Genomic DNA, 13,544 nt, shown 5'->3' with positions numbered 1-13,544 from the left:
AAAATAATGACGGATCCAATTAAGATTTACCACAACCCACGTTGCTCTAAAAGCCGTGAAACCTTAGCCCTTTTAACAGATAAAGGCATCACGCCAACCGTGGTTGAATATTTAAATACTCCTCCAAGCGCGGCTGAAATCAAAAAACTGCTTAAAATGCTAGGGTTCAAAGACGCACGCCAATTAATGCGTACCAAAGAAGAGTTATATAAAGAGTTAAAATTAGCCGATGACTCTTTAACTCAAGATCAACTCATCAAAGCGATGCATGAAAACCCTAAGTTGATTGAGCGCCCTATCGTTGTTAATGGGGATAAAGCACGTTTAGGCCGTCCACCTGAGCAGGTGTGTGAAATTTTATAATCTCTGTTTTGGCAGCTATATAGCTGCCAACTCATTTAATCGGTTAGAGTTTTAAAATATCTTTTACGAAAGGGATCGTTAATTTGCGCTGAGCAACGATGGATGCATGGTCAAGTTTGTTTAAAATATCAAACAAAGTTCCCATTTTTCTATCTAGACGTTTTAACACGAAACGGCACACATCTTCTGGTAATTCGAAACCACGAATACGAGCGCGTAATTGAAGAGCCCAAATCTTATCTTCATCACTGAGTGGATGCAGTTTATAAATTTGCCCCCAATCAAGGCGAGAGGCTAAATCGGGTAATTTCAGTTCAATTTGCCGCGGAGGCCTATCCCCAGTAATTAACAAACAAGTGCGGCCGATTTCTAAAATACGATTATATAGATTGAAAATCGCCATTTCCCACTCTTCATCACCCGCAATACACTGAATGTTATCAATACAAACGAGTGATAAATGTTCCATACCGTCTAGCACTTCAGGAACAAAATACGCACGCTTATCTAGAGGGACATAACCGACTGCAATACCTTGTTCAGACAGTTCTGCGCAAGCCGCATGTAATAAATGGCTTTTCCCACCACCTTCTCGCGACCAATAATAGATATAACTACCATGCGGTTGATTAATAGCAGACTGAATAGCAGACAGCAACGCCCCATTTTCCCCTGCATAAAAGCTTGCAAAGGTTTCATCATCTGGCAGATATAGTGGTAATGAAAGCTGTGATGGTGTGTTCAGAAGCGCCTCTGGCTGTATAAATCAATTTTCATCTCGCAGTTTACCATAAAAAATACGGATAGATGAATAACAACGGTCACCAAATGCCGCTCGAACAATCGAACGGCAATATGGAAGTTTCTGTGGCTTATTTTTTATTGCTATCAAGCTCTTGCACTTCAGATGTCACAAACTGCTTTTCAGGCCTAACAAACGTAATAAAGCGGAACAATAATGCCATAAAGATCCCGACTATCGTTGCCAGTGCCATACCTTTAAGTTCAGCTTGCCCAATATGGATAACCGCGCCACTGACACCAATAATTAAAATCACTGAGGTTAAAATCAAATTCTGTGGCTTGTTATAATCTACTTTTGAATCAATTAGCACGCGAATACCTGATGCACCAATCACCCCGTATAATAAGAGTGAAACCCCGCCCATTACAGGAACCGGCACTAACTGAATAGCCGCTGCTAACTTACCGACACAAGATAATAAAATGGCGATAATTGCAGCGCCACCAATCACCCAAGTACTGTATACCTTGGTAATGGCCATTACCCCAATGTTTTCACCATAAGTCGTATTCGGTGTTGAGCCAAAGAGACCTGAAATCACTGTAGAGAACCCATTGGCAAACATTGAGCGATGTAAACCTGGCGATTTCATTAAGTCACGTTCAACAATATTCGCAGTGACAACTAAGTGCCCTACGTGCTCAGCAATTACCACTAGAGCCGCAGGTAAAATAGTTAAAATGGCAAACCATTCGAAGCGTGGTGTATAAAATGTCGGGATAGCAAACCATGGCGCTTCAATAACAGGCGTGAAGTCTACAATACCCATAAAATAGGACAAAGCATAACCCGATAAAAAACCAATCAAAATCGGGATTATGGCTAGAAACCCACGGAAAACGACAGCACAGAGGATAGTGACTGATAACGTCGTCAGGGAGATAATTAACGTATTTGAATCAACCACTGCGCCATCTTTAGGCAACAGCCCTGCCATGCCTGCAGCCGTTTGAGCTAACTCTAAACCGATCACGGCCACGATTGCCCCCATTGCCGCTGGAGGGAACATCACGTTAATCCACCCCCTTCCTGCAACTTTAACAATCAATGCAACAATACAGAACAACACACCGCAAATAATAAAACCGCCAAGCGCCAGTTCATAACCTAATGGTAGCAAAATCAGTACAGGGGAAATGAATGCAAAACTTGAACCTAAATAAGCTGGGATCTGCCCTTTACAAATAAATAGATACAGCAGCGTTCCTATCCCATTAAACAGCAAAATTGTCGCGGGGTTTACACCAAACAGAATGGGTACGATAACGGTTGCGCCAAACATAGCAAACAGATGTTGAAGGCTCAGTGGAATAGTTTGTAATAATGGTGGTCTTTCTTCAACACTGATGGTGCGACGAGTCATGTGACTTTATCCTCTTTTAGCGAAATGGCTAATCACTGAATAAGCAGTGAGTCTCTACAATTAATCAAAAAAAAGCCGACTTCTCAGTCGGCTTATCATTATTTAGTACCAAATATCTTGTCGCCGGCGTCACCGAGACCCGGAACGATATACCCCTCTTCATTTAAATACTCATCAATTGAAGCAGTGTATAATTCAACATCTGGATGCGCAGCTTCCAAAGCTTTTAAACCTTCTGGCGCGGCAACAAGGACTAAGATTTTAATTGAGGTACAACCCGCATTTTTTAATAAATCAATGGTGGCAATCATTGAGCCACCCGTCGCTAACATTGGGTCAACGACTAATGCCATACGTTCTTCAATGTTAGATGCGAGTTTTTGGAAATAAGGGACAGGCTGCAGTGTTTCTTCATCACGATAAACACCTACCACACTGATACGTGCACTTGGAATACTATCTAATACACCATTCATCATACCAATACCAGCACGGAGAATTGGTACTACAGTGATTTTCTTACCTTTAATTTGTTCTATTTCTACAGGACCACACCAACCATCGATAGTCACTTTTTCAGTTTCAAGGTCAGCAGTTGCTTCATAAGTCAGTAGGCTACCAACCTCTGAGGCCAGTTCACGAAAGCGTTTAGTGCTTATATCATGATCTCGCATCAGGCCGAGTTTATGTTTAACGAGAGGGTGTTTTACCTCAACGATCTTCATGGGTTTCTCCTACTATTTAAGACGGCGGCGGACAAAAAAATCGCCGGATTATACCTCTTTTAGCTTTGGTTGCCACTAGATAACGCTTGATTTTGGTCAAAACAACAACGATTAACACAATTTTTTTTAAAATTATACCTCATATCAGTTAAGTTGAAATTGGCCAAACCGCAAATTTGATTTAAATAAAACTATTTATTATTTCTCTGTACTGCTTTTTAGCTTTCATATCCTTTGATTATGAGTACCCAAAAATTTCCAACACAAAGCTATCGCAAACGTTTGCCTAGCCTGTTAGAATAATGTCAATGATGTTATTTTTCTCAAAAATGTAATTGCCTTGGGGGCCGTAGTGACTGATAAAACCTCTCTCAGCTATAAAGATGCCGGTGTTGATATTGATGCGGGTAACGCCTTGGTTGAACGTATTAAAGGTGTCGTAAAAGAAACCCGCCGCCCTGAAGTGATGGGCGGGCTTGGGGGATTCGGTGCATTATGTTCCCTACCGCAAAAATACCGTGAGCCTGTTTTAGTTTCAGGCACTGACGGTGTCGGTACCAAATTACGCTTAGCAATGGATTTAAAACGTCATGACTCTATTGGGATTGACCTTGTCGCTATGTGTGTCAATGATTTGATCGTTCAAGGCGCAGAGCCTCTGTTTTTCCTTGATTATTACGCGACCGGTAAACTGGACGTTGATACCGCTGCGAGTGTGATCACTGGTATCGCTGAAGGCTGTAAACAATCGGGTTGCGCGTTAGTTGGTGGTGAAACCGCAGAAATGCCGGGGATGTACCATGGTGAAGACTACGATGTGGCTGGTTTCTGTGTTGGCGTAGTTGAACGCTCAGAAATCATCGATGGCAGCAAAGTGAGTGCTGGGGATGCTTTAATTGCCTTAGCGTCTAGCGGCCCTCATTCAAATGGCTATTCGTTAGTTCGCAAAATCCTTGAAGTCAGTCAAACTAACCCAGAAGAAACACAATTAGATGGGAAACCTTTAGCTGATCACTTATTAGAGCCAACACGCATTTACGTTAAAAATGTATTAGAACTGATCGCAAATAGCAATATCCACGCCATTGCACACATAACAGGTGGGGGTTTCTGGGAAAATATTCCTCGCGTACTCCCTGACAACACACAAGCAATTATTGATGGTAGCAGCTGGCAATGGCCTGCTGTCTTCAACTGGCTACAGCAAGCTGGTGATGTTAGCACTCACGAAATGTACCGTACGTTCAACTGTGGTGTCGGTATTATTATTGCCCTGCCACAACAGGAAGTCGCAAATGCGCTTGCTCTGCTGAACAAACTTGGTGAAAACGCATGGCAAATCGGTACCATTGGTGCATTACCCGCAGGTGAAGAGCAGGTTGTGATCCGCTAATGAAAAAAATTGTTGTCCTCATTTCTGGCAGTGGCAGTAATTTACAATCATTGATTGATAGCTGCCACTCTGGGGCAATTGGCGCTCAAATTGTTGCTGTTATCAGCAATCAAGAAAATGCTTATGGTCTTGTTCGAGCACAACAGGCTGAGATCCCAGCCTGTTATTTAGATGCGAAACAGTATACTGACCGCCAAGCCTATGATGCTGCCTTACTCGCACAAGTTGAACAATTTCAGCCTGATTTAGTCGTGTTAGCCGGTTTTATGCGCATTTTATCAGCCCAATTCGTCAACCATTTTGCGGGTAAATTACTCAATATCCATCCCTCTTTATTGCCTAAATACCCCGGTTTACACACACATCGTAAAGCGTTAGAAAATGGGGATAAAGAGCATGGTACATCCGTTCATTTCGTTACTGAAGAGCTGGATGGCGGGCCGGTTATTTTACAGGCCAAAGTGCCTATCTTTGAGCAAGATAGCGAAGACGATATTATCGAGCGGATAAAAACCCAAGAACATGCGATTTATCCTTTAGTCGTTGAGTGGTTCATCAGTGGCCGATTAACGATGCAAAAAGGCAAAGCCGTGTTAGATAACAAAATTTTACCGCAGCAAGGTTATGCTAACGAGTAACTTTCGTAACCGCGAAAAATATAGATTTAAGGGTGGATATCCACCCTTTTTTCGTCGTATTTCACATGGAATAACATAAAACAGTATTGAGTTAAACTGCGTCCCCCTAAGTAAAATGAATTATTTTTCAACAAGGTGATAATCTCTCTGTGCTGTGTCATTATTTTATCGTAAATAAATGTTATCCTTATAATCGAAAAACAAAACATTTTTCCTAACTAAATAGAGGTATTTTTATGACTACCGGGCAAGTTCATCCGTTTAGGTTGCGCCCACTTGAACGTGAAGATTTAGCATTTATTCACCAGCTTGATAATAATGCCAGTGTTATGCGTTATTGGTTTGAAGAACCTTACGAAGCTTTTGTTGAATTAAGCGATCTTTACGATAAACATATTCATGACCAGTCGGAACGCCGCTTTATTGTAGAAAATGATAGCGAGAAAGTTGGCCTAGTCGAATTGGTAGAAATTGATTATATTCACCGACGCTCTGAATTTCAGATTATCATTGCACCAAGCCATCAAGGTCATGGCTATGCGAGTCGCGCTGCAAAATTAGCAATGGACTACGCGTTTTCCGTACTAAACTTATATAAACTTTATCTTATTGTTGATAAAGAAAATGTCAAAGCTATCCATATTTATAATAAACTAGGCTTCCATACTGAAGGCGAACTGATCGACGAATTCTTTGTTAATGGTCGTTATCATACTGCTATCCGTATGTGTATTTTTCAGCAGCAGTATTTTACGATGAAACAACAACTTGCAAACCCAGAAAGTGTTATTACCCAAGATAAAGCAATTAAACAACACATTTAGCTAACTGACTGGTATCATAGCCATAAAGTAACAAGAGTCTAATACGGAGTTAGAATGTCCCAAGAACGTCTCTATCATGAAAAAGAGTTAAGCTGGCTGTCTTTTAACGAACGTGTTTTACAAGAAGCAGCCGACAAGCGTAACCCTCTTATTGAACGAATGCGTTTTTTGGGAATTTATTCCAATAACCTAGACGAATTTTATAAAGTCCGCTTCGCCGACGTCAAACGCCGTATTTTAATTAATGAAGAACGGGGTTCGGCAAGCGGTGCTCGCCACTTGCTAAAGAGAATTCAGTCAAGAGTCGCCAAACAAGAACAAGAGTTCGACATTCTCTATAATGACTTACTATTGGAAATGGCGCGTAATCAAATATTCTTGATTAACGAACGCCAAATTTCTCCACGCCAGCAGATTTGGTTACGTCAATATTTCCGGCAGAATCTGCGTCAGCATATTACGCCAATATTAATTAACCCTGATACCAATCTCGTTGAATTTCTAAAAGATGACTACACTTATCTTGCCGTTGAAATCATCAATGGTAACCAAATTCAATATGCACTATTGGAAATTCCATCCGATAAAGTACCTCGGTTTGTTAACCTACCGCCTGAAATGCCAAAGCGCCGCAAGTCAATGATTTTAATTGACAATATCCTTCGCTATACACTGGATGAAATTTTCAAAGGCTTCTTTGATTACGATAAGCTCAATGCCTATTCGATGAAAATGACGCGTGATGCAGAGTACGACATCGCAACAGAGATGGAATCGAGCTTACTTGAGATAATGTCATCCACATTAAAACAGCGTTTAACCGCAGAGCCTGTCCGTTTTGTCTATCAACGTGATATGCCTGACGAAATGGTTGCTCTTTTACGTGAAAAACTGGGGTTATCCAGTGATGACTCCGTGATTGCTGGCGGTCGCTATCACAATTTTAAAGATTTTATTAACTTCCCGAACGAGGGAAATAAAAACTTATTAAACAAGCCATTGCCAAGGCTGCGTCATCGTTGGTTTGATAATTTTCGTAACGGTTTCGATGCCATTCGTGAACGTGATGTTCTGTTGTATTATCCCTACTATACCTTTGAACATACTTTAGAATTATTGCGCCAAGCGTCTTTTGACCCGAATGTATTGTCGATTAAAATTAATATTTACCGTGTCGCGAAAGACTCACGTATTATCGATTCCGTTATCCATGCCGCCCATAATGGAAAAAAAGTCACGGTGGTCGTTGAGTTACAAGCGCGGTTTGATGAAGCCGCCAATATTCATTGGGCTAAACGGTTAACTGAGGCGGGCGTGCATGTTATTTTTTCCGCGCCTGGGCTTAAAATCCATGCAAAATTGTTTATTATCTCACGCATGGAAGAAGGCCAAATCGTTCGCTATGCCCATATTGGTACGGGTAATTTTAACGAAAAAACTGCTCGGCTTTATACTGATTACTCCCTACTTACTGCAAATGAGCTGATCACCAACGAAGTTCGTCGGGTATTTAGCTTTATTGAGAACCCTTACCGCCCAGTGACTTTCGATAATTTAATGGTGTCTCCACAAAATACACGGATCCGTTTAATGGCCTTAATTGACCAAGAAATCGAGAATGCGCTCGCTGAACGGCCCAGTGGCATTACATTAAAAATCAACAACTTAGTCGACAAAGAGTTAACTGACAAACTGTATGATGCCTCCAATGCGGGTGTCAAAATTCGTTTGTTAGTCAGGGGGATGTGCTCTTTAGTGGCGGGTCAAGCTGGCTACAGTGAAAATATTCAAGTAACCAGTATTGTTGACCGCTTCCTTGAGCATGACCGTGTCTATGTTTTCACCAATGCGGGTGACGAAAAAGTCTTTATTTCCTCCGCTGACTGGATGACGCGCAATATTGACTACCGCATTGAAGTTGCCGTTAGCTTAGTCGACCCACATTTGAAACAGCGGGTGTTGGATATTTTAGAGCTGCAATTTAGCGATACCGTAAAAGCACGTTATGTTGACAAAGATTTAAGTAATCATTATGTTCCACGCGGAAATAAACGTAAAATCCAGGCCCAGCTTGCTGTGTATGATTATTTAAAATCAATCGAAACACCTGATACAAGAGCTTAAAAATATGCCAATAACCGACGCCTCAACACCGAGACCACAAGAAATTGCGGCTATAGATTTAGGCTCCAACAGTTTTCATATGGTCATTGCCCGTATTGTGAACGGTGCATTGCAAGTTCTCACCCGTTTAAAAAAACGTGTTCACCTAGCGGATGGTCTGAGTGACACGAATGAATTAAGTGAAGAAGCCATGGAGCGTGGGCTTGCCTGCCTCGCGTTGTTTGCCGAACGGTTGCAAGGTTTTTCCCCTGAAAATGTGTGTATTGTTGGCACCCATTCATTACGTGTCGCAACCAATGTAAAACTGTTTTTACAACGCGCTAAAGAAATCATGCCCTATCCTATTGAAATCATTTCAGGCCAAGAAGAAGCTCGATTGATTTTTATGGGCGTTGAACATACCCAACCCGAGAAAGGTCGCAAATTAGTACTTGATATCGGTGGAGGTTCAACTGAGTTAGTCATTGGTGAAAAGTTTGAACCGCTTTTGATTGAAAGCCGCCGAATGGGCTGTGTGAGCTTTGCTCGCACTTACTTCCCAAATGAAGAAATTAACCCTGAGTTTTTTAATCGAGCCTACCTAGGGGCTTGCTTAAAGCTAGAAAGCACCGCGATTTTATTTAAGAAACAAACTTGGGATGTAGCGATGGGCGCCTCTGGCACCATCAAAGCTGCCCATAGTGTGATACAAGAATTAGGCTATAAAGACGGTATTATCACCCGTGAACGCCTTATCGAAATCAAGCAAATGGCGTTGAAATATAAGTCATTTAGCGCACTAAATATACTCGGTCTCTCTAATGAACGTAAACACGTATTTGTTCCAGGTTTAGCCATTTTACTTGCCGTATTTGATTCCTTAGAAATTAAAGAGTTACGTTTATCTGATGGTGCATTGCGTGAAGGTGTTTTATATGAAATGGAAGGCCGCTTTCGCCACCAAGATATCCGTCAGCGTACTGCATTAAGCCTTGCTGAGCACTATAATATCGATAGGGAGCAAGCTAAACGCGTATTAAAAACGATGGAAGAGCTTTATTTCCAGTGGGGGCAACAAAACCCTAAGCAGCTCAATCCACAATTGGAATCCATTTTAATATGGGCGGTTATGCTTCATGAAGTCGGGTTAAGTATTAATCATAGTGGCATGCACCGCCATTCTGCTTATATATTGCAAAATACCAACTTACCGGGTTTTAACCAAGAACAGCAGTTATTACTGGCAACATTGGTGCGAAACCATCGAAGGGCTATCAAGTATGACGATATCCCTAAATTTAATTTATTTAAAAGAAAACAATTTATGCCGCTTATTCAAATTTTGCGGCTAGCCATTTTGTTAAATAATCAACGCCAATCTACAACAATCCCTTCTTCGTTACGGATAGAAACGGATGATGGGCACTGGACTCTCTATTTACCATCTGAATATCTCGTGCAAAATGCATTGATGTTATTAGATTTAGAAAAGGAAAGTGGCTATTGGGAAGATGTTCCCGGTTGGTCGTTAACTATTTGTGCAGAAAATGAGTAATTTGCGGCCATTATTGTAGTGATTTGTTCTTATTATTCATCTTTGATGACTTGAAAATCACCGCTTATTTGACTCAACTATTTGATATATTATTTAAATAGGCGACAATAATGATAATAAATTTCGTCCGCTCGCAGGCGAATTCATAAAAAGCGCTTTTGCGCTGCTATTGCTTTAAGGATTAAAATGTCACAATCTGCTTTCTCAACCGATGCGTTGCCAACAGTCAACCCGCATTCACAAAAACTGGCACATATTCGCCAGCAAATCCTGACGCTATTTTTAGACGACGAAGAGTTCGTCCATGCGCTTGTTGAAAATGACCAACACGTCAGTATTGATGACAAAGCAATTAGTGAAAAAATTAGTCTTGTAAAAGAATTGCTACTTGATTTACACACTGCGGATATCGCCGATATCTTAGAAATGCTCCCTTATGATGAGCGTCTTGCGTTATGGCGTCTTGTTGATAACAACGAACGTGGTGAAGTGTTAGTTGAGGCTTCCGTTTCTGTTTGGGATAGCCTAATCAAGGATATGTCTGACAGAGAGCTATTGCGCGCAGTTGCTAGCTTACATGTCGACGAACAAGCCTATATTGCTGAGCATTTACCCCGTGACACCATGCGTCGGCTCCTTACCTATTTAGAACCTAGCCTACGTAGCCGCATTCGCGAAGTTTTACAATATGCGAAAGATAGCGTCGGCCAAATGATGGATTTTGAATTCGTCACCGTACGCCCAAATGTAACGTTAAAGACAGTTCAACGTTATTTACGCCAACGTGGCAAGGTTCCAGAAGCGACCGATAAAATTTTCGTTGTCGATAACAATAATTATCTACAAGGTGAATTGCCACTAACCACTATTTTAACGCAATCCCCTGAAAAAATAGTCGCTGACGTTATGAAAACCGACACTGTGACCTTCTTACCGGATGAAAAAGGCGAAGATGCAGCGAGTGCGTTCGAACGTTATGACTTAATTTCTGCGGCTGTTGTTGATAACAGCGGCCTACTAATGGGCCGCCTGACGGTTGAAGATATCGTTGATAATATTAGTGAAGAAAACGATAACAGCATTCGTCGTATGGGGGGGTTAAGCCCTGAAGAAGACGTTTTCGCCCCTGTCGGCCAAGCCGTTAAAACCCGTTGGACATGGTTAGCCATTAACTTATGTACCGCCTTTGTCGCTTCACGTGTGATTGGCGTTTTTGAAGATACGATTTCCCAATTAGTTGCCCTTGCCACATTAATGCCTATTGTTGCAGGAATTGGCGGTAATACGGGGAACCAGACCATTACCATGATTGTTCGTGCCATTGCCCTGCACCAAATACAAAACAACAGTTTCTCTTTCTTAATGTTAAGGGAGCTTGGTGTCGCCTTTATTAATGGGGTTGTTTGGGGAGGAATAATGGGTGTGGTCACCTATTTCCTGTATGGCGATATCGCTATGGGTGCAGTCATGACATTAGCGATGATCTTAAACTTGTTAATGGCCGCGATTATGGGGGTGCTGATCCCACTCATTATGCTGAAAATGGGCAAGGACCCTGCTATCGGTTCTAGCGTGATGATCACCGCTATCACAGATACAGGCGGTTTCTTTATTTTCCTTGGTTTAGCCACTCTTTTCCTCGTTTAAATTTGCTTTGCACGCGTCCTGTGTCCCTGCTGGGCGCGTGCGATTTACAAAACACTTCCTCCAACAATAAAACCCAGCTAAAAAACCAAAATTCCACAAACCGCCATTTCATTTATCTGCTAATTAAATGCTTTTATAGTTATTTAGTTTATCTTGATTAATAAAATTAATTATAATAGAAAATAATTAGGTAATATTTACTTACTATAATTCAGTAAGAATTTATTAAATTAAATATTATTAACACTATAATTGGCTAATTTAAATATACGATATTCTGCAAAATTAATATTATTAACATCATATAAGGTTATTTATCGTCACGCCAAATCAATAACCTAACAAAAGCAAACTAACTGGAATGTTGAGCTTGTTTTTGGGGTTGAGGTTTACAGAATATAGAATTTCCTGCTATAAATATACACATGCAAAAAAGATACTGTGTATTAAACTAAGTTATACCCACCCAACGTTTTATACCTCTTATCTGCACCAATAAAAATGATTAGCTCATTATTATGAGCCAATGCTTATTATTTTGAATTTATGCAATTTAGTATTTCAGGTAGTTAGAAGGAAACTATAATGACACCGCAAACCGCCAGCCAGCCCTCTGCGAGGCCTTTGGGCAAAGAAGACTATAAAACATTAGGCTTATCCTCTTTAGGGGGAACTCTTGAGTTTTACGACTTCGTTATCTTTGTTTTTTACGCAAAAATTATTTCCCAGCTATTTTTCCCAGGGGATAACGAATTTCTCGCGCTAATGGCAACACTGGGTCTATTTGCAGCAGGTTACCTTGCCCGCCCTCTTGGTGGCATTATTATGGCTCACTTCGGGGATAAAATTGGCCGCAAGAAAATGTTTACCCTCAGTATTTTCTTAATGGCATTTCCAACATTTGTTATTGGTTTCTTACCTACTTTTGAAACCATTGGTGCTGCCGCGCCATTATTACTGCTGTTAATGCGTATTATGCAAGGTGCCGCGATTGGTGGTGAAATGCCAGGTGCCTGGGTATTCATTGCAGAACATACACCAAAACAACGCTATGGCTTAGGGGTTGGTACACTGACTTCTGGGATCACTGGTGGTATTTTATTAGGCTCTATCGTCGCCATTATTATTGAGCGTTCTTATAGCACAACTGAAATTCATGATTTTGCATGGCGTATTCCATTTATTCTTGGTGGTATTTTTGGGTTTATTTCTGTGTATTTACGTCGTTTTTTACAAGAAACTCCGATATTCAAAGAACTGGCAGCCAAAAAAGCCTTATCACAAGAGTTACCAGTCAAAACCGTCATTAAATCTCATAAACAAGCTTGTATGATCACCGCTGCACTGACGTGGTCATTATCAACCGCCATCGTTGTGACCATTTTGATGACACCTGATGTTGTGTTAAAAGGGATCTATAACATTGACCGTAATATTGCATTGCAAGCCAACTGTGCAGCGACTTTAACCTTAACATTAGGCTGTATCTTCTGGGGTTGGTTAGGCGATAAAACTGGCACACGTACCTCAATGACTTTATCGTGGGGTGGATTAGCCGTAACCGCAATTTACTTCTATTCGTCATTATCCACTGATATTGCTGCAAGTACGTTGATTTTCAACTATGGTTTGATGAGCTTCTTTGTTGGTGCGATTGCAACCACACCGATTATCAGTACCCGCGCATTTCCACCTGAAATTCGCTACTCTGGCCTGTCATTCGCTTACAATGTGGCTTATGCAATTTTTGGTGGTTTAACACCAATATTGACCGGAGCTTGGTTGCAGCAGTCTCACATGGCACCGGCTTATTATGTCGCTGGCGTCTCATTATTAGCGGTTGCTGTGGCCTTTATCCCATTATCTTGGAAGGGGTGGACAGTCAATTCTGAGCCTTCAAACGAAAAATCTGCAGTCCTAAACACTTCTAGTCTATAAAATCTATTGCACCCTATTTATTAGGGTGCAAATCTATTTCATAAAAAAGTTAATTTCGCCTACTCCCACCTTTACAAGCGCAGAAGCCGATAAGTACAGAAATTGACACTTATTCATATTTCCTCCATTTTTCTTTGTACCTATCACGTTAAACTACTAATATGTCTAACTGACTCTTTTTTGTTAGTTT

At 41.1% G+C, this 13,544-nt stretch carries 10 protein-coding genes and 1 pseudogene; 8 read left to right on the top strand and 3 right to left on the bottom strand.

Annotated features, from left to right (window positions below):
* Positions 1–6: 6 nt before the first annotated feature.
* Complete coding sequence (arsC, locus tag G6Q48_RS05055) at positions 7–363, top strand: arsenate reductase (glutaredoxin) (protein WP_102139827.1); 357 nt, start codon at positions 7–9, stop codon at positions 361–363.
* A 43-nt stretch (positions 364–406) separates the two neighbouring features.
* Here the strand turns inward: arsC and hda are convergent, their stop codons facing one another.
* The 3 genes from hda to upp all read right to left on the bottom strand — a co-directional run bounded on the left by hda (position 407) and on the right by upp (position 3,256).
* Entirely contained in the window at positions 407–1,126 is a 720-nt protein-coding gene (gene hda, locus G6Q48_RS05050) for a DnaA inactivator Hda (RefSeq protein ID WP_102139826.1), read from the bottom strand.
* Between the two features lie 109 nt (positions 1,127–1,235).
* Positions 1,236–2,531, bottom strand: coding sequence for a uracil permease (uraA, locus tag G6Q48_RS05045; protein ID WP_166264788.1), 1,296 nt, complete (start codon positions 2,529–2,531; stop codon positions 1,236–1,238).
* 98 nt (positions 2,532–2,629) lie between these two features.
* Positions 2,630–3,256: a uracil phosphoribosyltransferase gene (upp, locus tag G6Q48_RS05040; protein ID WP_004253541.1), complete on the bottom strand. Its 627-nt coding sequence runs from the start codon at positions 3,254–3,256 to the stop codon at positions 2,630–2,632.
* Between the two features lie 352 nt (positions 3,257–3,608).
* Here upp and purM point away from each other — a divergent pair, with 352 nt between their 5' ends.
* The 7 genes and pseudogenes from purM to G6Q48_RS05005 all read left to right on the top strand — a co-directional run bounded on the left by purM (position 3,609) and on the right by G6Q48_RS05005 (position 13,354).
* Positions 3,609–4,649, top strand: coding sequence for a phosphoribosylformylglycinamidine cyclo-ligase (gene purM / locus G6Q48_RS05035; RefSeq protein ID WP_166264785.1), 1,041 nt, complete (start codon positions 3,609–3,611; stop codon positions 4,647–4,649).
* Positions 4,649–5,287, top strand: a complete 639-nt coding sequence (purN, locus tag G6Q48_RS05030; protein ID WP_166264782.1) for a phosphoribosylglycinamide formyltransferase — start codon at positions 4,649–4,651, stop codon at positions 5,285–5,287. The genes purM and purN overlap by 1 nt, the downstream gene beginning before the upstream one ends.
* Before the next feature lie 236 nt (positions 5,288–5,523).
* Complete coding sequence (gene speG / locus G6Q48_RS05025; protein WP_102139822.1) at positions 5,524–6,111, top strand: spermidine N1-acetyltransferase; 588 nt, start codon at positions 5,524–5,526, stop codon at positions 6,109–6,111.
* A 54-nt stretch (positions 6,112–6,165) separates the two neighbouring features.
* Positions 6,166–8,235 carry a polyphosphate kinase 1 gene (ppk1, locus tag G6Q48_RS05020; RefSeq protein WP_102139821.1) on the top strand — a complete coding sequence of 690 codons (2,070 nt, stop codon included), beginning with the start codon at positions 6,166–6,168 and terminating at the stop codon, positions 8,233–8,235.
* Between the two features lie 4 nt (positions 8,236–8,239).
* Positions 8,240–9,769 (top strand): exopolyphosphatase, encoded by a 1,530-nt coding sequence (locus tag G6Q48_RS05015; RefSeq protein ID WP_102139820.1) that lies wholly within the window; start codon positions 8,240–8,242, stop codon positions 9,767–9,769.
* Between the two features lie 360 nt (positions 9,770–10,129).
* A pseudogene (mgtE, locus tag G6Q48_RS05010) lies at positions 10,130–11,416 on the top strand (magnesium transporter); the annotation flags it as partial.
* 585 nt (positions 11,417–12,001) lie between these two features.
* Positions 12,002–13,354, top strand: a complete 1,353-nt coding sequence (locus tag G6Q48_RS05005) for an MFS transporter (protein ID WP_166264779.1) — start codon at positions 12,002–12,004, stop codon at positions 13,352–13,354.
* The last annotated feature ends 190 nt before the right edge of the window (positions 13,355–13,544 follow it).

Origin of the sequence: Providencia sp. M-27 (assembly GCF_011077905.1) — a bacterium.
GTDB lineage: Bacteria > Pseudomonadota > Gammaproteobacteria > Enterobacterales > Enterobacteriaceae > Providencia > Providencia huaxiensis.
The sequence above is the reverse complement of the archived record's forward strand: the minus strand, read 5'-3'. Positions and strand labels throughout refer to the sequence as shown.

What these genes read in the sequence shown, in the direction of transcription:
- arsC (WP_102139827.1), top strand. Translation starts at nt 7, where the DNA reads ATGACGGATCCAATTAAGATTTACCACAACCCACGTTGCTCTAAAAGC.
- uraA (WP_166264788.1), bottom strand. Translation starts at nt 2,531, where the DNA reads ATGACTCGTCGCACCATCAGTGTTGAAGAAAGACCACCATTATTACAA.
- upp (WP_004253541.1), bottom strand. Translation starts at nt 3,256, where the DNA reads ATGAAGATCGTTGAGGTAAAACACCCTCTCGTTAAACATAAACTCGGC.
- purN (WP_166264782.1), top strand. Translation starts at nt 4,649, where the DNA reads ATGAAAAAAATTGTTGTCCTCATTTCTGGCAGTGGCAGTAATTTACAA.
- speG (WP_102139822.1), top strand. Translation starts at nt 5,524, where the DNA reads ATGACTACCGGGCAAGTTCATCCGTTTAGGTTGCGCCCACTTGAACGT.
- ppk1 (WP_102139821.1), top strand. Translation starts at nt 6,166, where the DNA reads ATGTCCCAAGAACGTCTCTATCATGAAAAAGAGTTAAGCTGGCTGTCT.
- G6Q48_RS05015 (WP_102139820.1), top strand. Translation starts at nt 8,240, where the DNA reads ATGCCAATAACCGACGCCTCAACACCGAGACCACAAGAAATTGCGGCT.
- G6Q48_RS05005 (WP_166264779.1), top strand. Translation starts at nt 12,002, where the DNA reads ATGACACCGCAAACCGCCAGCCAGCCCTCTGCGAGGCCTTTGGGCAAA.